This is a genomic window from Phyllobacterium ifriqiyense, assembly GCF_030817885.1.
GTDB lineage: Bacteria > Pseudomonadota > Alphaproteobacteria > Rhizobiales > Rhizobiaceae > Phyllobacterium > Phyllobacterium ifriqiyense.
Genome location: NZ_JAUSZT010000003.1, coordinates 2,547,218 through 2,573,325 on the forward strand (window position 1 = coordinate 2,547,218; position 26,108 = coordinate 2,573,325).

26 protein-coding genes are annotated in these 26,108 nt (G+C 53.7%); 12 read left to right on the forward strand and 14 right to left on the reverse strand.

All coding sequences use genetic code 11. The features are described 5' to 3' along the window. Window positions 1-37: 37 nt before the first annotated feature. From rpmG to QFZ34_RS20130, 10 genes are all read right to left on the reverse strand, one after another. The gene (gene rpmG / locus QFZ34_RS20085; protein WP_008122896.1) at window positions 38-205 is read right to left on the reverse strand and encodes a 50S ribosomal protein L33; all 168 of its coding nucleotides are present in this window, start codon (window positions 203-205) and stop codon (window positions 38-40) included. 534 nt (window positions 206-739) lie between these two features. Continuing rightward, on the reverse strand, window positions 740-1,912 hold the full coding sequence (locus QFZ34_RS20090; protein WP_115053199.1) for an MFS transporter: 1,173 nt from the start codon (window positions 1,910-1,912) through the stop codon (window positions 740-742). Window positions 1,913-1,915: 3 nt separating this feature from the next. Then, on the reverse strand, window positions 1,916-2,656 hold the full coding sequence (locus QFZ34_RS20095; protein ID WP_115053198.1) for an NUDIX hydrolase: 741 nt from the start codon (window positions 2,654-2,656) through the stop codon (window positions 1,916-1,918). Window positions 2,657-2,663: 7 nt separating this feature from the next. Further along, window positions 2,664-3,089, reverse strand: coding sequence for a DUF983 domain-containing protein (locus QFZ34_RS20100; protein WP_115053197.1), 426 nt, complete (start codon window positions 3,087-3,089; stop codon window positions 2,664-2,666). After that, on the reverse strand, window positions 3,086-5,437 hold the full coding sequence (gene rnr, locus QFZ34_RS20105; protein ID WP_370878818.1) for a ribonuclease R: 2,352 nt from the start codon (window positions 5,435-5,437) through the stop codon (window positions 3,086-3,088). The genes QFZ34_RS20100 and rnr overlap by 4 nt, the downstream gene beginning before the upstream one ends. A gap of 9 nt (window positions 5,438-5,446) precedes the next feature. Then, the gene (topA, locus tag QFZ34_RS20110; protein WP_307284710.1) at window positions 5,447-8,056 is read right to left on the reverse strand and encodes a type I DNA topoisomerase; all 2,610 of its coding nucleotides are present in this window, start codon (window positions 8,054-8,056) and stop codon (window positions 5,447-5,449) included. A 492-nt stretch (window positions 8,057-8,548) separates the two neighbouring features. Further along, window positions 8,549-9,682 carry a DNA-processing protein DprA gene (gene dprA, locus QFZ34_RS20115; RefSeq protein ID WP_307284714.1) on the reverse strand — a complete coding sequence of 378 codons (1,134 nt, stop codon included), beginning with the start codon at window positions 9,680-9,682 and terminating at the stop codon, window positions 8,549-8,551. Beyond that, window positions 9,679-10,287 (reverse strand): glycerol-3-phosphate 1-O-acyltransferase PlsY, encoded by a 609-nt coding sequence (gene plsY, locus QFZ34_RS20120; RefSeq protein ID WP_307284717.1) that lies wholly within the window; start codon window positions 10,285-10,287, stop codon window positions 9,679-9,681. Before plsY ends, dprA begins: the two co-directional genes overlap by 4 nt. A gap of 18 nt (window positions 10,288-10,305) precedes the next feature. Continuing rightward, window positions 10,306-11,592, reverse strand: a complete 1,287-nt coding sequence (locus QFZ34_RS20125; protein WP_307284719.1) for a dihydroorotase — start codon at window positions 11,590-11,592, stop codon at window positions 10,306-10,308. Beyond that, window positions 11,589-12,554 carry an aspartate carbamoyltransferase catalytic subunit gene (locus tag QFZ34_RS20130; RefSeq protein ID WP_307284723.1) on the reverse strand — a complete coding sequence of 322 codons (966 nt, stop codon included), beginning with the start codon at window positions 12,552-12,554 and terminating at the stop codon, window positions 11,589-11,591. The genes QFZ34_RS20125 and QFZ34_RS20130 overlap by 4 nt, the downstream gene beginning before the upstream one ends. Window positions 12,555-12,766: 212 nt before the next feature. On the opposite strand from QFZ34_RS20130, the gene QFZ34_RS20135 reads away from it, so the two are divergent. Next, window positions 12,767-14,398, forward strand: a complete 1,632-nt coding sequence (locus tag QFZ34_RS20135; protein WP_307284726.1) for an acyl-CoA dehydrogenase family protein — start codon at window positions 12,767-12,769, stop codon at window positions 14,396-14,398. A 272-nt stretch (window positions 14,399-14,670) separates the two neighbouring features. Beyond that, entirely contained in the window at window positions 14,671-14,994 is a 324-nt protein-coding gene (locus QFZ34_RS20140; RefSeq protein ID WP_115053189.1) for a DUF6105 family protein, read from the forward strand. On the opposite strand, the gene ruvX is transcribed toward QFZ34_RS20140, so the two are convergent. Beyond that, window positions 14,958-15,458 (reverse strand): Holliday junction resolvase RuvX, encoded by a 501-nt coding sequence (ruvX, locus tag QFZ34_RS20145; protein ID WP_115053188.1) that lies wholly within the window; start codon window positions 15,456-15,458, stop codon window positions 14,958-14,960. The two genes, QFZ34_RS20140 and ruvX, sit on opposite strands and share 37 nt — an antisense overlap. A gap of 102 nt (window positions 15,459-15,560) precedes the next feature. On the opposite strand from ruvX, the gene QFZ34_RS20150 reads away from it, so the two are divergent. The 10 genes from QFZ34_RS20150 to QFZ34_RS20195 all read left to right on the forward strand — a co-directional run bounded on the left by QFZ34_RS20150 (window position 15,561) and on the right by QFZ34_RS20195 (window position 23,545). After that, window positions 15,561-16,265, forward strand: a complete 705-nt coding sequence (locus QFZ34_RS20150; RefSeq protein ID WP_307284730.1) for a metal-dependent hydrolase — start codon at window positions 15,561-15,563, stop codon at window positions 16,263-16,265. 83 nt (window positions 16,266-16,348) lie between these two features. Then, complete coding sequence (locus QFZ34_RS20155; protein ID WP_307284733.1) at window positions 16,349-18,040, forward strand: hypothetical protein; 1,692 nt, start codon at window positions 16,349-16,351, stop codon at window positions 18,038-18,040. 81 nt (window positions 18,041-18,121) lie between these two features. Beyond that, complete coding sequence (gene gatC / locus QFZ34_RS20160) at window positions 18,122-18,409, forward strand: Asp-tRNA(Asn)/Glu-tRNA(Gln) amidotransferase subunit GatC (protein WP_115053185.1); 288 nt, start codon at window positions 18,122-18,124, stop codon at window positions 18,407-18,409. Window positions 18,410-18,416: 7 nt separating this feature from the next. Further along, window positions 18,417-18,899, forward strand: a complete 483-nt coding sequence (locus QFZ34_RS20165) for a GNAT family N-acetyltransferase (protein ID WP_115053184.1) — start codon at window positions 18,417-18,419, stop codon at window positions 18,897-18,899. Window positions 18,900-18,909: 10 nt separating this feature from the next. Next, a complete protein-coding gene (gatA, locus tag QFZ34_RS20170; RefSeq protein ID WP_115053183.1) occupies window positions 18,910-20,391 on the forward strand; it encodes an Asp-tRNA(Asn)/Glu-tRNA(Gln) amidotransferase subunit GatA in 1,482 nt (493 codons plus the stop codon). After that, window positions 20,382-20,861 carry a GNAT family N-acetyltransferase gene (locus QFZ34_RS20175; protein WP_307284738.1) on the forward strand — a complete coding sequence of 160 codons (480 nt, stop codon included), beginning with the start codon at window positions 20,382-20,384 and terminating at the stop codon, window positions 20,859-20,861. Before gatA ends, QFZ34_RS20175 begins: the two co-directional genes overlap by 10 nt. After that, complete coding sequence (locus tag QFZ34_RS20180) at window positions 20,861-21,655, forward strand: YdcF family protein (protein ID WP_307284741.1); 795 nt, start codon at window positions 20,861-20,863, stop codon at window positions 21,653-21,655. Before QFZ34_RS20175 ends, QFZ34_RS20180 begins: the two co-directional genes overlap by 1 nt. Beyond that, on the forward strand, window positions 21,655-22,833 hold the full coding sequence (locus QFZ34_RS20185) for a BaiN/RdsA family NAD(P)/FAD-dependent oxidoreductase (protein WP_307286517.1): 1,179 nt from the start codon (window positions 21,655-21,657) through the stop codon (window positions 22,831-22,833). The genes QFZ34_RS20180 and QFZ34_RS20185 overlap by 1 nt, the downstream gene beginning before the upstream one ends. Window positions 22,834-22,942: 109 nt before the next feature. Beyond that, window positions 22,943-23,308, forward strand: coding sequence for a GFA family protein (locus QFZ34_RS20190; RefSeq protein WP_307284744.1), 366 nt, complete (start codon window positions 22,943-22,945; stop codon window positions 23,306-23,308). Window positions 23,309-23,365: 57 nt separating this feature from the next. Further along, the gene (locus tag QFZ34_RS20195) at window positions 23,366-23,545 is read left to right on the forward strand and encodes a flagellar FlbD family protein (RefSeq protein WP_115053179.1); all 180 of its coding nucleotides are present in this window, start codon (window positions 23,366-23,368) and stop codon (window positions 23,543-23,545) included. Here the strand turns inward: QFZ34_RS20195 and QFZ34_RS20200 are convergent. The 3 genes from QFZ34_RS20200 to QFZ34_RS20210 form a co-directional block, all read right to left on the reverse strand. Continuing rightward, entirely contained in the window at window positions 23,542-23,973 is a 432-nt protein-coding gene (locus QFZ34_RS20200; RefSeq protein ID WP_307284748.1) for a DUF2267 domain-containing protein, read from the reverse strand. The two genes, QFZ34_RS20195 and QFZ34_RS20200, sit on opposite strands and share 4 nt — an antisense overlap. Before the next feature lie 295 nt (window positions 23,974-24,268). Next, window positions 24,269-24,481, reverse strand: a complete 213-nt coding sequence (locus tag QFZ34_RS20205) for a hypothetical protein (protein ID WP_307284753.1) — start codon at window positions 24,479-24,481, stop codon at window positions 24,269-24,271. A gap of 50 nt (window positions 24,482-24,531) precedes the next feature. Beyond that, window positions 24,532-26,064, reverse strand: a complete 1,533-nt coding sequence (locus tag QFZ34_RS20210; protein WP_115053176.1) for an acyl-CoA carboxylase subunit beta — start codon at window positions 26,062-26,064, stop codon at window positions 24,532-24,534. Between the last annotated feature and the right edge of the window lie 44 nt (window positions 26,065-26,108).

The following is a 26,108-nucleotide window of genomic DNA, read 5'->3' on the forward strand; positions in this document are numbered from 1 at the left end:
CGCCCGAAGGCGGCTGATTTGTTTGAAGAAAGCAAGATTACTTGATCTTGGTTTCCTTGAATTCAACGTGCTTGCGTGCGACCGGGTCGTACTTGCGGAAAGACATCTTTTCCGTCTTTGTACGGCTGTTCTTGCTCGTAACGTAAAAGAAACCGGTATCAGCGGTCGACAGAAGCTTGATCTTGATATTCGCAGCCTTAGCCATTTTAAAACTACCTGTTCTGAGTATGAAGGACCGCTATTCAAGTCCAGCAGTGTGGCATCAAGCGGAAAGTTGGTCGGACACATAAACCAACCTCGATAAAAGTCAACCCTTGGCTGGCGATCTCCCGATTTTTAAAGCGTCAGAAAGTGCATGGACAACCGGCGCGATGATTTGTGTCTGGCACATTCAACCCTGCGTTTGTTGTTCAGCGTGAAGAACCACGTCATCAATAGCTCGAGTAATTTCAGGTTTTGAAGGCAAAAGCAGAAAGCACTGGGCCAGCGGTGCATTGGGGAAGATTGGCTTCTCCAACAACAGGAGCTAGCCTTGCCCTCAAACTTGGAATTGAACGATGCGGTATCTGCCGTTTTGTATCAGCGTTATTGTGAGAAAACCCGGACGAGCTGGTCAATGACCGTCCGGGTTCAATTCAAACACTAAGGAAAAGAGAGGCGGGCGAAAGCTCGCCTCTCGCTCCGATAACCAATATATGGCACTTTTAGAGAAAGTCCCAGCACCTTGCAGTTGTAACAATCAACCCTTCCTGCTGATGAGTCGCGAGCCAACCAATAGCGCATAAGCAGCAAAGAACAGCGCCAGGGCAACGGCGAAGCCGCTTGGTCCCATCATGTCCATGCCAATGCCGATTGCCTGCGGGCCAACGAGCATGCCCACTGCATAGCAAAACACAAAGGCTGCATTGGCCGATGCGAGTTCGCGTCCTGTCAATTGTGATCCGAGATGCGCCAAGCCAACCGTATAGAGCCCGGCCACGGCACCGCCCCAGACAAACAACAGGGCAGCGACAAGATACCAGCTATAGTAGATAAAGGGCAAAAGCCCCATGCCGAGAAGCCCGATCAATGTGCAGGCTAAAAGGATCTTGCGTCGGTCTTTCACGTGATCGCTGAGCAGACCAATCGGAATCTGCATCAAAACGTTACCAAGCCCAATTGTTGTCAAAAGCAGGGCTGCATTGGCCTCACTATAGCCGATGCGGGCGCCGAATACCGGAAACAAGGCGAAGCCGCCTGTTTCGACAGCACCGAAAACAAAGACAGCAGCGGTTGCAGTTGGTACTGCCCAGATGAAGGGGGCGAATGGAACATGTTCTTCTTCGTGAAAATCAGGGCTCTCTTTCCATGCGAACAGCACGGGCAGCATGGCTACAACAATAATGCCGAAGCCAACTGCAAAAGGCGTGATTCCCACACTGCCTATTTGCGCAAACAGCCATGGCCCAAGCGCAAAGCCCATGGAAAGCACTGTTCCATAAATGCCGAGCACCAAGCCGCGCCTTTCGGGTGGAGCGGCAGCATTGATCCAGTATTCAGACAGGATGAAGAGCATGGTCAGTGCGAAGTGCAAAAACACACGCAAGACCACCCACATCCAGAAATCGGTGAAAAAATGAAAGCCAAAAAAGGCGAGGCCGCCCATAAGTAGCATTGCCAGCAAAGTGGGCACGACGCCGAATCGCGCAGCGATTGGAGCCGCGAACGGAGCTGCCACAATGGAGGCAATGCCCGCAACAGCGGCGTTCAGGCCAATCATCGTGGCGGAATGGCCGCGGTTTTCGAGGATCACGCTAAGAAGCGGAATACCGAGGCCGATGGCGACACCAACAGCGCTGATCGTTGCTATGGCCGCTACAAGCGCGCGCCAGGACGAACCGACTTTTACGCGGTCAGAATTAAGTGCATCCATGGATCAAATAACCTCGCGGACGAATCGCCCGTATTTTAAACGGTAACGGATCACAGGATTACCGGGATCAAGAGAAGGATTTGCTTCAAGCAAACCTTGCGCTTCGCGGATGATAATTCTGGTGATGTCCGGAATATCAAGTTCCAGCGCTTCAGCAAAGGAAAGCCATGCCAGTTCCTCGAGTTCCTGTGAGGGGCCGGTTTGTTCGGGAAGCGAATCGGCAACGGCCTCGCGAAATGCCAGAAAAAACCGCGTGTCGAAGCGGCGAGGCATGCCGGGCGGGGTGATTGCTCGCGCAAAATAGCGAAGCGCGGAAAGGTCAGGCATGACATTGCGCTCGGCAAAAGCAGCCCAGTCCGGATGGGAAACATTCGAGAACTCAGTTCTTTGACCAAGAAACAGCCCGGCTTCTTCATAAGTCTCGCGGATGGCCGAAAGAGCCAGCGCACGGCAGCGCGTGATGCTCGAACGCCCTGCCATATCATCGAGAAGCTTGGTCCTGTCCTGCTCCGACAATTCCGCGATTGCCTGCATGCGCCCATCGGCCGGTTCTGTCCGGCCACCTGGAAAAACAAATTTCCCTGGCATGAAGACATGCCGCATGTGACGCTTTCCCATGAGAATGCGCAACTCATCGCCGGAACGGTCGACAATCAGAAGAGAGGCAGCATCGCGCGGGCGTATCCGCTTCTTCAGGGTGCCCTGTTGTGCAAGAACCGGCTTCCTCAGCTCATTCACGGCCATTAAATTGTTATTCCGATGATTTTGGATCGCTGCTCTCGCCAAACCCGTGCATGTAATTTGCCCATTGCAAGCCTATAATCGCGCCTTTTACCGGCTGGAGCAACGCGAGCGACATGATGATCGTCAGCGGTACCCATATTGCCAGATGCGCCCAGTTCGACAATATGACAAGTGTTTCCATCGCCAGAAAGCCGCCAAGCACAATATGCCCGACAATTGTGATGGTTATATAGGCGGGGAAATCATCGGCTTGATGATGCGTATAATCTTCACCGCATACGGAACAATTATCGACTGATTTCACGAAGGCTCGGAAGAGTTTTCCTTGGCCGCAATGCGGGCAGCGGCCTAGAAAACCGCGCCACATGGCCTGACCGACAGGCCGATGCGGTTTCGCCTGTGCGATGCTTTTTCCAATAAGCTGTTCTGTCATCCTCGACCTCTCCGGCCTCCCGGCTTGCCGCGCGACCCGCCAGGAAAACGTTTCTGGCCGTTGCGTGCAGAGCGTGTCGCCTTGTGATGCGAGCGCACGCCGCTGGGAACCGGGTGTGGCTCTGTCAGCATTTCAAATCGTAACGCGCCGGCGACGGGCAGGGCTTCCACGAGACGTACCTCGACATTATCGCCGAGACGAAATCCCTTGCCGCTGCGTTCGCCGGACAGCGCGTGATTGGTTTCGTCATAATGATAGTAGTCATCACCCAGAGTTGAAATGGGGATGAAGCCATCGGCACCATATGTCGCAAGTGAGACAAAAAGACCAGCTTTGGTCACACCCTGCACGCGGCCTTCGAAACTCGCACCGATCTTATCGGCAAGATGATGCGCTATCAGGCGGTCCACAGTGGCCCGTTCGGCTGCCATGGCGCGTCGTTCAGAGGTGGAAATGAGCGCTGCAATCTCGGCTAGCGCGGCTTCCTCCTTGGGCGTGATGCCATCGGGGCCCAAACCTAACGCTGAAATAAGCGCACGATGCACGATAAGGTCGGCATAGCGGCGGATCGGCGAGGTGAAGTGCGCATAGCGCATCAGGTTGAGGCCGAAATGCCCGATATTGGCTGGATTATACTCGGCCTGCGATTGCGACCGCAGCACGACCTGATTGACCATGTCCTGCTGTTCAGAACCATCAACGCGCTTCAATATATTGTTGAAGTGGCTGGGACGCATATCAGCGCCGCGAGCGAGCGAGATGTCGAGCGTGCGCAGGAATTCCCGCAGGCCTTCCTGTTTTGCCAAAGATGGGGCGTCGTGAATCCGGAAGATGAGCGGCTGTTTCTTGCGCTCCAACGTTTCGGCAGCAGCAACATTCGCCTGGATCATGAATTCCTCGATGAGCTTGTGCGCATCAAGGCGGGGCGGGATAATGACCTTGTCGACACCACCTTCGGGCGTCAGCAAAATCTTCTTTTCCGGCAAATCAAGTTCGAGCGGCTCGCGCGCATCGCGTCCACGTTTCAAAGCGGCATATGCAGCCCAAAGCGGCTTGAGGATCGTATCAAGAATAGGCGCTGTTTTCTCATCCGTTGCGCCATCAATCGCAGCCTGCGCCTGCGGATAGGACAGGCGCGCATGGGAGCGCATCATGATGCGATGGAATGTATGCGAGATTTTACGCCCCTCGCTGTCGAAAATCATGCGAACGGCCAGGGCAGGGCGATCCACCAATTCTTTGAGGGAACACAAATCGTTGGAGATGCGCTCAGGGAGCATCGGCACAACCCGGTCAGGGAAATAAACAGAATTGCCCCGCTTCAATGCTTCCCGGTCGAGCTGCGAATCCGGCGTCACATAGGCCGCAACATCGGCAATGGCAACGGTCGCAATATATCCGCCGATATTCTTCTCGTCCGTATCGGGCTCCGCATATACGGCATCATCATGATCCTTGGCATCGGCCGGATCGATCGTCACGAGCGGCACCTTCCGCCAGTCCTCGCGGTGGGCCATGGTCGCGGGCTTCGCCTTTTCCGCTTCGGCCATAACGCTGTCAGGAAAGACATGCGGTATCTCATGTTCATGAATAGCGATCATGGACAGTGCTTTTTCACTGGCAACTGAACCGATGATCTGGGTAATGCGCCCAAGGGCAAGACCGTAGCGGCTTATCTTCGAGACCTCGACCTCGACCAGATCATTAACCTTGGCGTTGTCGAGTTGTGCCGGATCGATGGCAAGTTCAGCCTGACGACGTTCGACAGGTTCAAGACGCCATTCGCCATTGTCGAGTTTGCGCAGAACGCCAAGCACGGCATCCTTGCGATGCTCAATCTTCTTGATGACGCGGCCCGTATAGGCTGGACCGCTTGGATCAGCACCTTGGAAGATACGGGCAAGCACGCGATCACCAACGCCGACAGCAGGGCCTTTGTGCCCGCGCGAGGCGCGGATGAAAACGACCGGCGGGCGTTCGTCCGCATGGGTTGCTTCCCATTCGGTTGGTTTTGCTATCAAGCCGCCATCGCCTTCGCGTCCGGTAATGTCAAGAACTGCTACACTTGGCAGGCTTCCAGGCACGGCGAGACGCTTGGCACGTTTTTCAACCAGACCGTCGCCAGCCAGATCGCGCAGAATATCTTTCAGAGCAATACGGGCATCGCCCTTCAGATTGAAGGCCTTGGCGATATCCCGCTTTCCGGCCAGATCGGGATTCTCCTTGATGAACTGGAGAATTTCCTCGCGGCTGGGCATGCGAGCTTCACGAACTGGCTTGATAAGGCCGGAAGTGGCAGAATGGGCAGGCCTTTTTTTTCCGCTGGGTGGAGAGATACGGCGTGCCAATTCTTTATCCTAACTTGCTTTTTTCGCTGCGGCTTTTTTAGGAGCCGCCTTTTTGACTGCGGGCTTTTTTGCCGCTGTTTTTTTGGCTGGCGCTTTCTTTTTCGGCGCCGAACCAGCTTTTGCGGCAATCAATACAAGCGCTTCCTCAACGCTGACGCCAGCCGGATCTTTGCCTTTGGGCAGCGTGGCATTGACCTTACCCCAATTAACGTAAGGCCCATATTTGCCATCGCGAACTGTAATCGGGCCGCCATCGGGATGCTCGCCAAGTTCTTTAAGAGCCGCTGGCGTACCCCGCCCACGTCCTGGACCTTTGGCCTGCTTCTCCGCAATGACTGTCACAGCCCGGTTCAGACCGATTGTGAAAACTTCATCGGCATTTTCCAGATTGGCATAAGTGCCATCATGGGTAAGATAGGGGCCATAACGGCCAATACCAGCCGAAATCATTTTTTGCGTTTCAGGATGCTGGCCCACATCGCGCGGCAACGACAGAAGTGCCAGCGCCTTTTCATGGTCGAGCGCATCGAATGTCCAGCCTTTTGGCAAGCTGGCGCGCTTGGCTTCCTTGCCTTCGCCGCGTTGCACATAAGGACCAAACCGGCCATTGCGGGCAGTAATATCCTCATCCGTATAAGGATCTTTACCAAGCAGTTTCGGCTCATCGCCGCCATTGCCATTTTCGCTTGCAGCCTCGCTACCGCCCAGCTGACGGGTGAATTTGCATTCCGGATAGTTCGAGCAACCGACGAAAGCGCCGTATTTCCCAAGCTTGAGCGACAGATTGCCCGTACCGCAGACCTGACAAATGCGCGGATCGCTACCGTCCTCACGGGGAGGGAACACAAGCGGTCCGAGGCGATCATTCAGTGCGTCGAGCACATTGGTTACGCGCAGCTCCTTGATTCCATCGACAGAACCGAAGAAATCCGTCCAGAAGGCGCGCAGGACATCTTTCCACTTGAGCTTGCCATCGGAAATCTCATCAAGCTTCTCTTCGAGGTCCGCCGTGAAATCATATTCGACATAACGCTGGAAGAAACTTTCCAAAAACGCGATGACCAGACGGCCCTTTGCTTCCGGAATGAGTTTTCTTTTCTCGATCGTTATATATTCGCGGTCACGCAATGTCGCGAGTGTCGAGGCGTAGGTGGAGGGACGGCCAATGCCGAGCTCTTCCATCTTCTTGATTAGCGTGGCTTCCGAATAGCGAGGCGGCGGTTCGGTCGAATGCTGTGTGGCATTGATTTTTTCGCGGGCAAGAGCCTCGCCAGCGCGAACCTCAGGAAGACGTGCGCCGTCTTCATCGACATCTTCTTCTTCGCGATGATCCGTGTAGGCACCCAGGAACCCGTCGAAACGAACGACAGAACCGGTGGCACGTAGCTGGGCCGATCGCGCTCCATTGTTTGCATCGATTTCGACAGTGGTCCGCTCAATATCAGCCGATTGCATTTGGCTGGCAATCGCACGTTTCCAGATCAGCTCGTAAAGCTTGGCCTGATCCGCATCAAGAAACTTGCGCATATCCTTTGGATGCCGGTTGAAGTCCGTCGGGCGGATTGCTTCGTGGGCTTCCTGCGCATTCTTGGCTTTAGTCGAGTAGAAGCGCGGCTTTTCCGGCACATATTTCTCGCCGAATACCTTGCCGATGGTCTGGCGCGCTGCCTGGACAGCCTCCGGTGCCATCTGCACGCCATCCGTACGCATATAGGTGATCAGACCGGCAGTCTCATTGCCAAGATCCATACCTTCATAAAGCTTCTGCGCGATTTGCATGGTACGCGAAGCGGAGAAGCCGAGTTGGCCCGATGCCGCCTGCTGCAAGCTGGATGTGGTAAAGGGAGGTCCAGGGCTGCGCTTGATCGGCTTGGCTTCAACAGACGCCGCCTTGAAAGCTGCGCCTTCAAGCATGGTGCGAATCTCGCCTGCCTGCTCGCCGTTCTTTATGTCCAGCTTGCCGAGCTTCTTGCCATCGACGGAAACCAGACGCGCCTCAAAGCCATCATTGCGCGGTGTCTTGAGCAGCGCAGCGATGTTCCAGTATTCTTCGCGGACAAAACGTTCGATTTCCGCTTCGCGATCCGCAACAAGCCGCAATGCAACCGATTGCACACGCCCAGCGGATCGAGCACCGGGTAATTTGCGCCAAAGTACGGGCGAAAGCGTGAAGCCGAACAGATAATCCAGCGCTCGGCGCGCCAAATAGGCGTCAACCAACGGCATATCAATGTCACGCGGGTTGGCCATGGCTTCAAGCACGGCACCCTTGGTTATTGCGTTGAATACAACACGCTTGACCGACTTTTTGCCGATCGCCTTTTTCTGCTGCAAAACCTCCAGCACATGCCACGAAATGGCTTCGCCCTCGCGATCCGGATCGGTTGCGAGAATGAGGCCGTCACTGTCTTTGAGAGCCTTTACAATATCCCCAAGGCGCTTGGATGAGGCTGAATCCACCTCCCAGGACATGGAAAAATCATCATCCGGGCGCACAGACCCATCCTTGGCAGGCAGGTCACGGACATGGCCAAACGAAGCCAGGACGGTGTAACCCGAGCCGAGATATTTATTGATGGTTTTGGCCTTGGCAGGCGATTCGACGACAACAACGTTCATTGCAGAATTGAGCTTTCCTGCCCTTGTCAGATTACAAAAGCACTAATTTCAGTTCGGAATTGGCCTGTGAAATGAACAGGCTTACACACAACGTCAAGGTCTGTAAGCGAAAAATCGTGAAATACAACCCTGAGTTGCTCGCCGGTCTTGTGCAATTAATGGTAATTTGAATTCAGGTGCAAAGGGAGAACTGATTCATGCAACTGTTTTTGGTTGCGTGGAAAAAGCATTAAAAACAGAAGCTTATATTAACTTAAATTTGAATGCTCTTAGCCGCGTATAACATATATTTTAGATATTAAATTGTATTTGAGGGTAACATTTATGAGCAGCAAGGAAATTAATGAAATCGAAAGCGCGAGATTTATTCAGCAAATGCTTGGTGAATTACGTGTAATGGCAAAAACCAACAATATGGATATGTTAAGCTATTTGATCGAGATCGCGTATATAGAGAGCAATGACCAATTGCGCAAGCAAATGGGCGTGAAGTCAGTCCCACGCAAGAGAAACGTTACCTCCTGAGTGGCGCTGTAGTCGACCGGCCAGATCAAGTTCCAGCAAAATCAGCATTACCACTGACGGATGTAACTGGCTGGTTCGGATCAAATCATCGATATCCACCGGCACCGGCCCCAGCAGATTAAACAGCCGGTCTCTCTCGGTTTGATCGGGAGGCACTGGCGAGGTCCAATCTTCTGAAGGGGCAGGAAAGCCGGTCTCGTCGAGAGTGGGGCGGTCAATCAGCGGCACAATAGCGCTGATGATATCTTCGGCGCCCGTTGTCACAATCGCACCGTGTTTCAACAGTGCATTGGTACCTTTTGCTCTTGGATCGAGCGGCGATCCGGGCACGGCGAACACCAGTCTGCCAAGCTCACCGGCCAGTCTTGCACTGATGAGCGAACCTGACCGCTCCGCTGCTTCCACAACGACCAGGCCAAGAGACAAAGCGGCGATTATTCTGTTCCGTCGTGGAAAATCCCTGGCGCGTGGCTCCCATCCCAAAGGCATTTCGCTGATGACGGCACCGCCATGTTCGGGAATAGCCTTGTATAATCCCAGATTTTCCGGGGGATAGGGGTGATCAAGACCGCCCGCCATAGCAGCGACAGTCCCGTGATGCAGGCTTGCTTCATGGGCAGCGGTATCGATACCTCGTGCAAGCCCGGAAATCGTGGCAAACCCAACCTCACCAAGCTCGCGAGCGATGGTTCGGGCAAATTTGATTCCGACCAATGAAGCATTTCGTGCGCCGACAATTGCCACGGGCGGCAAACGGAAAACATCAGGATTTCCCTTTATTGCTACTAGAGGCGGAGGATTGTCGCATTGTTTGAGGTAACGCGGATAATCGGGTTCGCCGATGCCGATGAAGAAAGCGCCCATTTTGGCTGCGGCATGAATTTCCCGCTCGGCATCTTCTTTGCTGGTGACGCGGATGGGCTTTCCTCTGCCACCACGCCGAACGAGATCAGGCAGCATCTCAATGGCGTTCGACGCAGAGCCGCAATGGGCTATCAGCTCACGAAATGTAGCCGGACCCACATTCTCGCTGCGGATGAGCCGAACCCAGCTCAACCTTTGCTCATCAGAAAGGCGAATGCCTTTCTTCTCTTCGTTCATTTTTTGGAGCCGATTCTACCTTCGGTACCCGAAACAAGCCGCTGAATATTGGCTCGGTGTTTAAGGAATACGATGATTGTCAAGATGAGAAATAGAAATGCGATCTGATGATAACCAATAAAGTATAAGGCAATAGGAGTGACGACGGCTGCTACAAGAGCGGCAAGAGACGAATAACGGGTGGCAAAGGCAATCAGCAGCCAGACGGCGGCGAAGATAAGCGCACCTTTCCAGAACAGTCCAAGCAATACGCCAAGATATGTGGCTACGCCCTTGCCGCCTTTGAATTTCAGCCAGACCGGAAAAATGTGACCAAGAAAAGCGCCGAGCCCAGCAGCGATTGCAGCCTCGGGACCGGCAATACCGGCAACCAGCACGGCAACGGTTCCCTTCAGCATATCAAGGATCAACGTCGCTGCGGCCAGCTTTTTATTGCCGGTTCGAAGCACATTGGTCGCCCCGATATTGCCGGAGCCAATGCTGCGCACATCACCCAAACCAGCCATGCGTGTCAGAATCAGCCCGAAGGGGACCGAACCCAGCAGGTAACCGAAAATCAATGAGAGGAGTAAAAGTGGAATTCCGGCATTGAAGAAATCCGACATGACCCATCCCCTCGGGTTTTAGATGGAAAAAACTGACTTTCCAGCAACAAATGTCTGGACAACACGGCCTTGAAAACGTGCGCCTTCAAAACAGCTGTTCTTGGAGCGTGACGTCAAATCTTCTTCTCTGACAATCCATGGTTCGTCAAGATCGACTATGGTCATATCCGCGACCGAACCCGGACGAAGCGATCCCGCCTCCAGACCGAAAATCCGGGCCGGGGCGGTGGACAATGCTTCAATGATGCGAAGAAGCGGAACATCGCCATTGTGATAAAGCCGCAGCGCCGCACCGAGCAGGGTTTCAAGACCGATCGCACCCGCTGCCGCATCGGCAAAAGGCAGGCGCTTCGTGTCGACATCCTGTGGATCATGTGCCGATACGATAATGTCAATCGTTCCGTCCCGCAGGCTTTCAACCATGGCGAGGCGATCTTCTTCGAGACGCAGAGGAGGTTGCAGGCGGAAGAATGTCCGGAACTCGCCAATGTCATTCTCATTGAGCGAAAGGTGATTGATGGACACCGCAGAGGTGACATTCAAGCCGTTCTGTTTTGCACGATTAACGACTTCCGCAGACATGGCGGTGGAAATCTGTGCAGCGTGATAGGCGCCCTTCGTCAAGGCAGCAAGGCGCATGTCCCGCTCCAGAGGAATGACTTCGGCTTCGCGCGGTGTGCCGGAAAGGCCGAGCCAGCTGGCGTAAAGGCCCTCATTCATAACGCCATTGACGCCCAGATGAGCATCCTGCGTTTCATGGGCAAGGACGACACCGAAATCCCGCGCATAGGTGAGGGCGCGTCGCAACAATTGCGTATTGGCAATGGAATGGCGCCCTTCGGTGATCGCCACCGCACCAGCCTCACGCAGCAGACCAAGCTCGGTCATTTCTTCGCCGGATAAGCCCTTGGTGACCGCCGCCGCCGGATAAACATTGATGACTGCCGTGTCGCGCGCGGTACGCTTGACGAACTCGACCAGTGCAACATTATCGATGACCGGATCGGTGTCCGGCATCATGATGATTGAGGTAACACCGCCTGCCGCAGCTGCATGGCTTGCCGATGCGATAGTCTCGCGGTGTTCGCCGCCGGGCTCACCGATGAAAACGCGCGCATCCACGAGGCCCGGAAGCACAGCCTTGCCACGGCAATCAATGATGGTCGCATCTTCAGGTGTACCCTGATTGCGGACATCGGCGCCGCTGGCAACGATTTTTCCGCCTTGTATAATCAGCGTGCCAATTTCGTCGAGACCGCGCGAGGGGTCGACAATGCGGGCATTGTTAAGAACCGTGGTGTTCATCCGGCAACTCCTTCCGGATTACGGCGTGGATCAAGCAGGGCTTCCATGACCGCCATGCGAACGGCAACGCCCATCTCCACCTGTTCCTGAATGACGCTTTGCGAGCCGTCGGCAACATCGGAAGCGATTTCGACGCCGCGATTCATCGGGCCGGGATGCATGACAAGCGCATCCGGCTTGGCATATTTGAGCTTCTCGCGATCAAGGCCGTGATAGCGGAAATATTCGCGCACGGACGGGACGAATGAGCCGGCCATACGCTCGCGCTGCAAACGCAGCATCATGATAACGTCCACATCCTTCAGGCCTTCTTCCATGCTGTGGAAGACCTCTGCACCCATATGGGCAATGCCGGCAGGCAAGAGGGTGGACGGCGCAATCACGCGCACCCGCGCACCCAGCGCATTTAGCAGGATGATATTCGATCTCGCCACCCGGGAATGAAGAACGTCACCGCAGATCGCCACCGTCAACCGTGCGACCTTGCCCTTGGCGCGGCGAATAGTCAGCGCATCAAGTAGGGCTTGCGTCGGGTGTTCATGGGCGCCGTCGCCGGCATTGACCACCGAGCAGCCTACCTTTTGGGCAAGGAGCGCCGCGGCACCGGCAGACGCATGACGGATGATAAGAATGTCGGGGCGCATCGCATTGAGCGTCATCGCTGTATCAATTAGCGTTTCGCCCTTTTTCACCGACGAATTGCCGACCGACATGTTCATCACATCAGCGCCAAGGCGTTTGCCCGCAAGCTCAAAGGATGATTGCGTGCGGGTGGATGCTTCAAAGAACAGATTGATCTGTGTGCGGCCCCGCAGGACGCTCTTTTTCTTTTCCGATTGCCGCGAAACGGCGACTTCGCTGTCGGCGAGATCGAGAAGATGGATGATATCTTGCGGGGAAAGGCCCTTGATGCCAAGCAAGTGGCGATGGGGGAAAAGCAAAGGAGATGTTTTTGATGTCATATCAAGTCCCCCCTATAAGCGCGATAGTTCACGGCTGCAAGCGCTGCCATGCGTCATTGTCCATCGCTCCCCAATAAAAATTTTGAAAAGCCGGAACGGACTTAGCATAAGTATGATGAATATCGACTATCATCGAAGAGTCCATATATTAACCGCTTGTCAGAATGTTCGCTCCATATAAAAGAAAAGCGAATTTGAATCAGGACAGTTTCTTGAAAACCCACGACGTTCTTAACCAGACACCACCAATGACCGGGCAAAACGCTTATCTGGGTGATCCATTGCTGATGCAGATCACCAAGCGGTTCCCGAAAAGCGTACGTGACGAGCTGGAACAGAGCGGTCGTTTTGTGCTGTCGGCGGATGCGTTGGATCTGGCAAGGCTCGCCAATACGGAAGCACCTCGTCTGCGCACCCATGATCGCCAGGGCTTTCGGTCTGATGTGGTTGAGTATCATCCAGCATACCATGCGCTCATGCGGCGGTCTGTCGGGCAAGGACTGCATTCTTCGATCTGGGAAGATGGCAAGGCGGAATCCGGTTTGCGGCATCAGTCGCGCGCAAGCCGTTTCTATCTGACGTCGCAACTGGAATGCGGGCATCTTTGCCCATTGACGATGACAAGCGCTTCACTGGCAGCGCTCATGGCTGCGCCTCATCTCTACCGCGAATGGTCGCCGCTGATCCTGCCGCGCAAATATGATTCCAGTAATAAATCGCCCGCGAAGAAAACAGGCCTGACGCTTGGCATGGGCATGACGGAAAAGCAGGGCGGAACAGACGTCAACACGAATACAACCAAAGCGGAGCCCGCTGGCAGCGGCTTTTATCGTCTGACCGGGCATAAATGGTTCATGTCCGCGCCAATGTCAGATGCATTTTTGGTATTGGCGCAAGCCCGCGAAGGTCTGTCGTGCTTTCTGGTGCCGCGCATACTGCCTGATGGCTCGTCCAATGGCTTTCGATTCCAGCGGTTGAAAGACAAGCTCGGCAATCGCTCGAATGCCTCATCGGAGGTGGAATTTGAGAATGCGCTTGGCCAGATGGTCGGCAATCCTGGTGATGGCGTTAAAACCATCATCGATATGGTGACGTTGACACGGCTCGATTGCTCCATTGCTTCAGCTGGTTTGATGAGGGCGGGCCTGGCCGAGGCAGTGCATCACGCCAGACACCGTGTCGTTTTTGGCGGTCCGCTGATAGACAAACCTTTAATGCTGCGCGTTCTGGCGGACATGGCGCTGGATTCTGCTGCCGCAACAGCACTGACACTGCGTCTGGCACGGGCATTTGATAATGCAGCCAGAGATCGCGGCGAGGCGGCATTCGCGCGCGTCATGACCCCTGTCGTTAAATATTGGGTGGCCAAAATTGCCCCGGCAATGCTCTATGAGGCAATGGAATGCCTTGGCGGAAATGGTTACATCGAAGAAGGCAATCTGGCGCGGTTTTATCGTGAAGCGCCGGTCAATGCGATTTGGGAAGGCTCCGGCAATGTCATGGCGCTGGATGTGCTTCGCGTATTGAAGCGCGGACCGCAACTTTTCGACGAAGTGCTGAACTGGATCGGCTCTCAGCTTGGCCGTGGTGGGCAGGGGACGGTGGAAGTGCTCCGCGCCGCCATGCGCGTTGCTGAAAATGATGAAGGTGCGGCACGCATCCTGACTGAGCAATTGGCATTGGCTGCGGCAGGAGCGGAATTGCGCTATCTTCAGTCCGAAGATATTGCAGACGCCTTTATTGAAACGCGCCTTGGTGGCCAATGGCGCACGACTTACGGCATGCTGGACGCCCGGCATAACGCCGCCAATATTGTTAATTCACTCTATCCATCTGCAGGCTGATTCGAGTAGCAGAGATGCCGACCGGCGGCCATCTTGCCACCGCTTGCGTGGCATTTGAGTCAAATTTTCCTAAAATAGCTGAAAAAATTTGCCGAAGGCTCGGATAGGGCCCTCGCTAATTCCTTCAATTTGAATTAAATTTTCTTAAATTAACCTTAACAAACGGTTTACGTTGCGGCTAACGTCTTAACAGATATCACTCTGAGTCGAAAAGCCTTCATAAAAACCGAGGGTTAGCCAATGAACCATGCAAGCCCTTCGAGGAGCATTGAATGCGCAATTTCCTGATTTTCTGGGGCGGACCGCTGGTTTTCTTGTGGGGATGGTATTTTCTGTCTTATTACGATCTCAACATGGGCATGCATTTTTTCAGCCGTGAGTTGCATGATCAGGTCTTCATGATCTACGGCAACATCCTCGGAATAGCGCCTGAGAGCATTCCTCCGCTGGTCGCCAGAGCATGTGTTTTCGACACAGGATTGGTTCTATTGCTGATCGCCTTCCGGCGTCGCCGCAAGATTATCGCATGGGTCAAGGCATGGCGCGCAGAGCGTGCGCGTTATTCTGAAGAATTGCCGACTGCATCAGCTTCCTGACGCAGGCCTTGCAGGCGGTCCAATGCGCCTTGCAGAATGAAGGCGGCGGCGGCGGAATCAATCCGCTCCGCCCGTTTTTGCCTTGAAACATCCATGCCGATGAGAGCGCGTTCCGCTGCAACAGTGGATAGGCGTTCATCCCAATAGACAAATGGCAGATCGGTAAGTTTCTCCATATTGCGGACGAAGGCGCGGGTGGCCTGGACACGCGGTCCTTCGCTACCATCCATATTAACCGGCAGTCCGATGATAATTGCCCCGACATTGTCTGCGGCGAGCGCCTTCAGCAGGTCTTGCGCATCATGGGTGAACTTGCTGCGCCTGAGAACCGGACGCGGGTTGGCAAAGGAAAAGCCACGATCTGATATGGCGATACCAATCGTCTTTGTGCCAAGATCAAGACCAGCAACAGTCTTACCGTCCGCAACATGCTCTTCCAACTGCTCAATCGCCAAAATTGTCAAACTGTTTGCTTCCTGCGGTTGTCTGATCGGTTTAATCTGTTCACATAACGCTATTAGACGCCTCTGGCGAGGCCTGACCTAAATGATGAAGGATTCTGAACAATGAAAATTATCTGGCTGGGACAATCCGGTTTCCGTATCGAAACTGCGAAGAACATCATCCTCATTGATCCGTTTCTGAATGGGAATCCCGGCGCCAAGGGCGTGGACTTCAAGGATGTAACCAAGGGCGCCAATCACATTATCCTCACACATGGCCATGGCGACCATGTGGGCGATACTGTTGATATATCCAAGGATACAGGTGCGCTGGTGACCGGCAATGCTGATCTTGTGACATGGCTCGGCTCGAAAGGCGTGGCGCGCGTCGATCCGACAAATACAGGTGGAACCGTTTCTTATGACGGATTTACAGTGACTTACGTCAATGCGCTGCACTCATCTGCGCAAATGACCGAGGATGGCGTTTCGCATTCACTCGGCAATGCAAATGGCGTGGTGCTGCATTTTGACGATGAACCTACGCTCTATCATATGGGCGATACGGATATCTTTTCCGACATGGCCTTGATCAATGAGCTGCACCAGCCGGAAATCGGTATTGTGCCGATTGGAGACCGCTTCACCATGGGCGGTGCGGTAGCAGCGCTTGCTTCGCGGCGCTACTTCAAGTTTGGCAAGGTCATACCCTGTCACTATGCTTCCTTTCCGATAATAGATCAGACGGCCGATAAGTTTGTTGCCGGAATGGAAGGTGGTACGAGCGAAGTAATCGTCGCCGAACCAAATAAGCATTTTACTGTTTGATTTGAGTTTGTTAGAGCCGTTGCAAAAGATGATCGCTAGGGTTGTTGACCCTATCGTCAGATAACCGAGCTTTGGAGAATATCTTGCGTAAATTGCTGCTGATTTCCTGTTCTCTGCTGGCGCTAACACCTGCCAGTGCGCAAACGGTCGATGCCAATGGGGCAAAAGAGCTGTCAGCTACCTTGTCGAAATATTTTGGCAAAACCGCTCTTGAGAAGAAGGTTCTGAGTGTCAAGCCGGAAGGAGACAGCTACAAAATCACCTTCAGCACAGCCAAGCTGTTGGAGATTTTGCCGAAGCAGGACCTCTTCAAAGGTGACTTCGGCGAATATAGCTTTTTGACCAAGCCGCTGGCTGACGGCTCGTGGGACGTTTCGTCGAAAACTACCGTGAACGGTTCTGTCGAGATAAATGCGCCAACCGGCAAGGAAAGCTTCAAGTGGTCTATCGACAATATGGACCTTCGCGGCGTCTTTGATCCGAAAATCGGCACTTTCTCCAAGGCTACTTCCACGTATGACGGCTTTAAAATGAGTTCGTCATCGTCGACGCAGGAAATGGAAGCCACTGCCGGCAAGGCAAAGGCTGAAATGGCTGCATCTGCTGGCGCGTCGGGAGGAGTGGACTTCACACAAGTCCAGACAGCCGAGAACTTCAAGGAAACGATTTCATTCAAATCTGACCCGGCAGTTGAAGAGACAGTGACGGATGGTGAAGCCAAACCAGCCGTCCCGACAGCACCGGAAGAGTTTATGAAGGTGGGTATCAGTGCTGCCAACCTTGGTGTCGACGCAAAAGGCAGCGGTGTGAGGAATGTTGAGATTCTGGATCTTTGGGCGTTTTTCGTCGCCCATTCCGACGACTTTGCAAAAACACCGGAAGAAAAGACGAAGCTTAGCGACGCTGAACAAGCCGAGTTGAAAACAAAATTGCTTGCCGCTTTGCCGCTTTGGGAAAAATTGGCTGGCTCATATCGGTTCTCGGATATGAGCGTCGACACCCCGATCGGCCCATTCGTAACGAAGAACATTTCTCAGGAGGTGAACTTCGACGGCATCAGCAAAAGCGGCGCCTATAATTACGCAGTGCGCACAAATGGACTTCAGTATCCGCCTCTGCCAATTCCTGACTGGACCATTCCTTTCCTTCCAACCGATGTGGAGCTTTCTTTCGGCGCCGCAGGGCTTGATCTCGATACGGTGGTGCGTGGCGGGATCAAGGAGATGGATCTGAACAAGGAGAAGCCGATTTCGGATGCGTTTGCCGAGGAAATGGGCACCGCCTTCATGCTCAATCCGCCAAAGGTCACGATCTCGAAAAGCCTTGTGAGAACCGTAGATGCTGAACTTACCGTCGAAGGCGAGGTCACATTTGCCACGCTAAAGCCGCAGAGCCGGACAACTTGGGAAATGGCAGGGTTTGACAAGCTGGTCGACCGGCTGAACAAGGCATCAGAAGAAGAGCCTGAGATCAAGAACTACATCGTCTTCGTCAAACTGGCCAAAGACTTTGGCAATGAGCTGCCCGATGGCCGCATTCAGTGGATTGTCGACCAGAAAAGCGATGGATCGATCCAGGTTAACGGCAATGCCGTCAAAGGTCCCGATGCCGCTGGAAAGCCGCTGTTTGACAGTTCCATCTTCGGGATTGCTCCCGATGATGATACAACTGCGACAGACGACGGTGCCGCTGCATCGGATGATGATGCCTTGGACACTGAAGATGCCCCGCTGGATAGCGAGCAGCAGGAAGTTGCGCCAGACGCGGCGCAGTAACGCTTATCTGTTGTTGTCCGTTGCGCTTGGGCGTAACGGACACTATAGCTTCAACATCAAAATCTGAATTCAGGAATCCCTATGTCCGTCGATACTGCCACTGTAAAACGCGTTGCGAATCTTGCCCGCATCGCGGTCACCGAGGATGATGTTTCCCGGATGACCGGCCAATTGAATGCGATCCTTGGTTTCGTGGAACAGTTGAACGAAGTGAATGTCGAAGGCGTGGAGCCGATGACGTCGGTAACCCCCATGGCGATGAAGAAGCGCCAGGACGTTGTCACCGATGGCGACAAGGTTGCAGATATCGTCGCCAATGCCCCGACAACCGAAGAAAATTTCTTTGTTGTGCCAAAAGTCGTGGAGTAATTGAACCATGGCTGTTTCCATTGCGATAGAAACACCCTTGCAGGACGATGTGCGCTCGCTGGTAAGCGATCTCAATGATCACCTTTCGCCGCTTTCACCGCTGGAATTCCAGTTCAAAATGACTGTCGAGCAGATGGCAGATGAAGACACGACTGTTTTTGTAGCTCGCGATGAAACAGGCAAGGCTATCGGCTGCGGCGCACTCAAAGAACATGATGATGGAATTGGTGAGGTGAAACGCATGTTCACCCGGCCCACCGTGCGCGGACAGCGCATTGGTTCTGCTTTGCTCGATGCAATTACGGCGCTGGCCAATGAAAAGGGCATGAATCGCCTCGTTCTGGAGACGGGCACTACACCGGGCTTTGAACCGGCCTGGCGACTTTATGAACGCTCCGGATTTACCCGCTGCGGTGTGCTGCTTGACTATCCGGATTCCGAATATAGTGCATTTTACGAAAAGCGGCTCGCTTTAGCAGTTGCTCAATAAGGACTTTAAGATGACCGATCTGACCGCTCTCACCATTGCCGAGGCGCGCGACCAGCTGAAAGCCAAGGCGATTACCGCCACGGAGCTTACTGGCGCCTATCTTCAGGCAATCGAGAACGCAAATGAGGCGCTGAACGCCTATATCGTCACCACGCCTGAGAAGGCGCTGGAAATGGCGAAGGCATCCGATGCACGGCTGGCGGCTGGCAATGGCGGCGCGCTGGAAGGCATTCCACTTGGCATCAAGGATCTATTCGGTACGGAAGGTGTCCATACGCAGGCCGCATCGCATATTCTGGATGGGTTCAAGCCGCATTATGAATCCACTGTGACAGCAAATTTATGGGCTGACGGCGCGGTGATGCTCGGCAAGCTCAACATGGACGAGTTCGCAATGGGCTCATCCAATGAGAGTTCCTATTACGGGCCAGTGAAAAACCCTTGGCGCGCAAAAGGCTCCAATGTTGATCTCGTTCCGGGTGGATCATCGGGCGGCTCTGCAGCAGCTGTCGCCGCACGGCTTTGCGCAGGAGCGACCGCAACCGATACGGGCGGTTCAATCCGTCAGCCTGCGGCTTTTACCGGCACGGTCGGAATCAAGCCTACCTATGGCCGTTGCTCACGATGGGGCATTGTCGCGTTTGCATCGTCGCTGGATCAGGCGGGGCCAATTGCACGCGATGTGCGCGATGCCGCGATCCTGTTGAGGTCCATGGCTTCCGTCGATGCCAAGGATACAACCTCGGTCGATATTGCGGTGCCTGACTATGAGGCGGTTATCGGCAAGCCGCTTGCGGGCATAAAGATCGGCATTCCCAAGGAATACCGCGTTGACGGCATGCCGGAAGAGATCGAAAAGCTTTGGCAGCAGGGCATTAGCTGGCTGAAGGATGCAGGGGCAACCATTGTCGATATTTCGCTGCCGCATACGAAATATGCACTGCCGGCCTATTATATTGTTGCGCCTGCCGAGGCATCGTCAAATCTGGCGCGCTATGACGGCGTTCGCTATGGCCTGCGCGTTCCTGGCAAGGACATTGTCGACATGTACGAAAACACCCGCGCCAAGGGATTTGGTGAAGAGGTGAAGCGCCGTATCATGATTGGCACCTATGTGCTTTCGGCTGGCTATTACGATGCCTATTATTTGCAGGCTCAGAAGGTTCGCACACTGATCAAGAAGGATTTCGAAGACGCCTTCCATGCAGGTGTCGATGCTATCCTTACGCCAGCTACGCCTTCTGCTGCTTTCGGCATCGCTGATCAGGAAATGAATTCCGACCCGGTGAAAATGTATCTCAATGATATTTTCACCGTGACCGTGAACATGGCGGGCTTGCCGGGTATCGCCGTTCCTGCCGGGCTGGACAGCCGCGGACTGCCGCTCGGTCTCCAGCTGATCGGCCGTCCATTCGACGAAGAAACTCTGTTTCAGACCGCTTATGTAATTGAACAGGCGGCAGGCAAGTTCAACGCGCCGAAATGGTGGTAATCAGGCGCGCCACAGAAGCTGACATAACAGCAATCGCTGCTGTCGGCTCCAGCGCTTGGGCATCAAATATCTTTTCGTTTGAACCGGAACTGCCCGGCATGCGCATGCATGTCGAAAAGGCTTTCAGGGAATTCGCACGAAGCTCTTACAATACGGTGCTGGTGGCTCAATTGGAGCAGACGCTGCTTGGCTGGGGCGCTCGGGAAGAAAATAACGACTATATTTCCGATCTTTGGGTGGACCCAGCCGTGCAGGGGCAAGGGGTCGGATCGTCGCTGCTGCGTGAAATGATGGCGGCAATTCGACATGCGGGGTACTTGAAGGCGCGCATCAGCACGCATGCCCGCAATATCGGCGCAATCAGACTCTATCAGCGCGAAGGCTTCAATATTGTCGAACAAGGACCGGAATGGTCTACAAGTCTTGAACGTGAAATTGACAAAGTGCAGATGCTGGCGGAGCTCAAATAGTGTTTTTCGTGCTTTCAAAGGTCTTCTGGTTTTTCGCCCAACCGCTGAACTTCGCTATCATTTTCATGGGATTGACTTTCCTGCTGCTCATCTGGCGCTGGCGGCGTCTGGCAATGGCAACGGCTGCTATCGCATTTCTTGTTCTGGGACTTGGCGCGTGGACGACGCTTGGTGCTTTAATGATCAATCCGTTGGAGGATCGTTTCCAACGCCCAGACGCACTTCCGGCAAAGGTGGATGGCATAATCGTTCTTGGCGGCGGCTTTGAAGGCGGTGTAAATCTGGTGCGCGGCGGCTATGAACTCAATGCCAGTGGCGACCGCTTTGTCGAGGCTGCCATTTTGGCGCGCAAACATCCGGAAGCGAAGGTTGTCGTTACGGGTGGAACAGGCACATTGCTTTTGGATGGCGAAGCCGATGGCGTGACCGCGCCGCGCCTGCTGACAGCTCTTGGCGTAGCACCAGAGCGCCTCATTCTCGAAAGCAAGTCGCGCAACACTTACGAAAATGCACTATTCACAAAGCAGATAGTGGACGCGAAGCCGGGCGAAACCTGGCTGCTCATCACCTCGGCATTCCATATGCCGCGTTCGATCGGCCTGTTTCGCAAAGCGGGGTTTGACGTGGTGCCATGGCCAGCGGATTATCGCGCATCTGGTGCCGAAACCATTGGACTTGCAGAAGACAACCCACAGGATTCATTGCAGAATATGGCGATTGCTGCGCGCGAATGGGCAGGGCTGCTGGCCTATTGGCTGGCTGGTCGAACTGAACAATTATTGCCTGCGCCATGATAAAACAAGTTGACGTTCTCATCATAGGCGCAGGCGCGGCTGGCATGATGTGCGCTATTGAGGCGGGCAAGCGTGGACGTTCCGTGCTGATCATCGATCATGCCGCAACACCAGGCGACAAAATACGCATATCCGGTGGCGGCCGCTGCAACTTCACCAATATTAACGCGGCGCCGCAAAACTACATCAGCAAAAACCCGCATTTCTGTATCTCGGCTTTGCGCCGCTATACGCAGCGCGATTTCCTCGCTCTGGTAAACAAATACGGTATTGCCTGGCACGAAAAGACCCTCGGTCAGCTTTTCTGCGATGGTTCAGCCAAGCAGATCATCGATATGCTGGTAACAGAAATGAGGCAGGCCGGGGTCGAGTTACGGTTGCGCACTACGATCGATTCCATCGTAAGAGAAGATAATAGGTATCTGGTTGATCTGGCCGGAGACAAGGTGAGATGCACGTCACTGGTCGTCGCGTGCGGTGGGAAATCCATTCCGAAAATGGGTGCAACCGGCTTCGGCTATGATATCGCCCGGCAGTTCGGCATGAAAATTACAGACACACGTCCTGCACTGGTTCCGCTTACCTTTGACGAAAACACACTTGCTCCGTTGAAACCGCTATCGGGTATTTCGGTCGATGCAGTGGTAAGCCACGGCAAGACAAAATTTGCAGAGGCAATGCTCTTCACCCATCGCGGATTGAGTGGTCCATCCATATTGCAGATTTCTTCTTATTGGCGGGAAGGCGATACGATCAGCGTTGCCATGTTGCCCGGTGTGAAAGTGTTTGATGCTTTGCGCGTAGCGCGAGTCCGCAATGGCCGACAGGCATTGCAAACAGCCCTAAGTGAGCTTCTGCCGAAGCGTCTGGCGCAGTTGATTGCGGAAAATAGCGGCATTGACCGGCATCTGGCTGACCTGACCGATAAACAATTGCGGGCGGTCGAAAAAGCGGTGAATGAATGGCAGGTGAAACCTGCAGGTTCGGAGGGCTACCGGACTGCCGAAGTGACACTTGGCGGTGTCGATACGGATGGCCTGGACCAGAAAACTATGGAAGCAAAGTCAGCGAAAGGTCTTTATTTCATAGGTGAGGTTGTCGATGTAACCGGTTGGCTGGGTGGATATAATTTCCAATGGGCATGGTCTTCCGGCTGGGTGTCAGGGCAAGTGGTTTAGGGCAAAATCACTCGCGATAAGAACGAATGAGCACAAAGCCTGCTGACATGAGGTTGTCAGTGGATGTGCTATATCGATTCCAGGAGACATGTTCAAACGGGAGGAAATTATGGCCATTTTTGCCAGTTGTCATTGCGGTGCAATCAAGCTCGAAATCAGCGAAGCGCCGGAGTCGGTCACGGTGTGCAATTGCACTTTCTGCACCAAGCGGGGTGCGCTCTGGGCTTATTACACACCCGACCAAGTGAAAATTTCGGTGAAGCCGGAAGCCGATGCCATTTATTCCCGCAACGGCATGAACAAGCATCATCATTGCAATGTTTGCGGCTGCGGTACTTTTTCGGAAGTACCCAACTGGGTGGATTTCAAACCGGATTTTGAGAATCTGCGCGTCAGCGTGAATGTCCGGCTCTTCGATGATTTTGATATTGCGTCGTTAAGGGTAGATCATATTGACGGAAGGAATCTCTGGTAAATTATTGCTTCATTGAGAGAATCCTGCTTCCTTGGTCCTATACAGGGAGGTATGGCCATGTGGATCAAACTCACAGACGTTAATGGCGATCACATCACGCTGAATTTCGACCATGTTGTTTCGTTCAATCCCTATGGGACGGGGACTCATATCGTGACAATCACGGAAGGACTTACCTTCTTCGTCAAAGAAACCGCCGAAGACATCCAAAACAAGGTTGGCGTAAAAAGCAGCTAGAGATCTTGTCGATGTTTTGACCAGATCGGCTTTAGCGCAGTTGGCAACTGCTCACCTGCCATCTTGGCATTATGCGGATCGAGATGCTGGGCGATAGTGGCGAGCACATCGCTGACAATGGTCTCGGGCGGGCTGTGATGCGCCGTGAGATTATCATAGACTTCTTTGGCAAGTTGCGCTTCAGACTGCAAAGGAAGCGCAAGAGCGGGCCGCCATCCTTCTAGAAATAGGCCGCGCGGCAAAGGCGGCAGCGCGTCCGCAAATGTCAGTATCTGGTCCGTGTCCATGTGGCGGCGCAAACCATGCATAACGCCGCGCATGCTCGCAAAGCTCTGATTGTGGGTCGAAAACATGGATTTCGCTTTGAGCGCAGCCAACCAATCTTGAAATTGTTTCGAAGCCTGAACGATCTCTTGTGGTTGTGTCATGCGCGGTCTCGCTTTCCTCATGATGTAGAAGCCAGTTAAGCGTCATTTTTTGACATTTTTCGGGTCAGGTCCACCGATAGCAGGCGAAAGCGCGGATGCCGACGTCGCAGGCGTTTTTCTGGGCTCAGCGGAACCTTTTACCTCGGGATCGGTTTATTCAAATACAAGTCAAAATTGGATACAAATAGTGATTTGTTAAATCGGTTTAGTTTCTCTAGAAGTTCACTATGCAACGGAATATAAACTGTATGCCGGTAGAGGATTACTCTCGCTGAGAGTATTTTTAATGGAGGTATCAAAGAATGATAACAATAAATAAAGATACATCGTCAACAATTGGAACAAATGCACTTAAGATTGCACAAGTGGCCAAAGTTAAGCCTGCGCTGGTAAAAGCTGCGGCGAAACTAAGCGAGCCATGTGACAAGCGTACAATTTCCCAGATTTTACGTGACTCAAGCGGCGGCTTCAGCTTCCGCAGGTAATTTTGAAGTTTCATAAACGGCATCGAAGGCTCCCCATGGGAGCCTTTTTATTGTGTGGTTCTGCTCGGTATTATTAGAGCGGAATATTATCGTGCTTCTTCCAGGGATTTTCGAGATCCTTATTGCGCAGCATGCGCAATGCCCGTGAAATCCGCTTACGAGTGGAATGGGGCATAATCACCTCGTCAACATAGCCGCGCTCGGCAGCGACGAACGGTGACAGGAAGCGATCCTCATAACGCTTGGTGTGCTCGGCGATTTTCTCGGCATCACCAATGTCTTTCCGGTAAATGATCTCGACAGCGCCTTTTGCGCCCATGACGGCAATCTGGGCGGATGGCCAGGCGTAATTGAGGTCGCCGCGCAGATGTTTGGAGGCCATCACATCATAGGCGCCGCCATAGGCCTTGCGGGTAATGAGCGTGATTTTAGGAACCGTTGCTTCCGCATAGGCAAAAAGCAGTTTGGCGCCATGCTTGATAAGCCCGCCATATTCCTGCGCGGTGCCCGGAAGAAAGCCCGGTACATCGACAAAGGTTACGATCGGAATGTTGAAACAGTCGCAGAACCGGACGAACCTCGCGGCCTTGCGCGACGCATCGCTATCGAGAACGCCGGCCAGAACCATTGGTTGATTGCCGACGATGCCGACGGTGCGACCTTCGATACGGCCGAAGCCGACCACGATGTTTTTGGCAAAACTTTCCTGAATTTCAAAGAAGTCAGCCTCATCGACAGTTTTGCGAACCAGTTCCTTGATGTCATAGGGCTTGTTCGCATTATCGGGCACCAGACGATCCAATGAGTAATCCATTTCGTCTGTTGGCTGATAGCATTCGATTTGAGGCAGTTCGGCAGTGTTCGAAGCCGGGAGAAAATCGATCAGACGGCGCATCTGAAGCAGTGCCGCCACGTCATTGTCATAAGCGCCATCGGCGATAGATGATTTGGTCGTGTGGATTGATGCTCCGCCAAGCTGTTCTGACGTCACAGTTTCATTGGTGACGGTTTTCACAACGTCCGGCCCTGTGACGAACATGTATGAAGTGTCGCGGACCATGAAGATGAAATCGGTCATGGCTGGCGAATAAACATCGCCGCCCGCGCAGGGACCCATAATCACCGAGATTTGCGGAATGACGCCGGAGGCCAGTACATTGCGCTGGAAAATTTCCGCATAACCGCCCAGCGCGGCAACGCCTTCTTGAATGCGTGCACCGCCCGCATCGTAAAGCCCGATGACCGGCGCGCGATTGCGCAATGCCATATCCTGGATCTTTTGAACTTTCTCCGCGTGGGCTTCAGAGAGTGAGCCGCCGAACACGGTGAAATCCTTGGCGAAGACAAAGACAGTCCGGCCATTGATGGTGCCCCAGCCGGTAACAACACCGTCGCCAGCAAATTTGGTGTCCTGCATACCAAAATCAGTGGAGCGGTGTTCGACGAATGTGTCAAACTCTTCAAAAGAGCCTTCATCGAGGAAAATATCGATACGTTCACGCGCTGTGAGTTTGCCGCGCTTGTGTTGCGCTTCGATACGGGCCTTTCCGCCACCTTCGCGCGCAAGGGTCCTGCGACGCTCAAGCTCGATAAGCACATCCTTCATAGCGTTCCTCCACATTGACCATTTCTGATAACAGGAGACGTCAA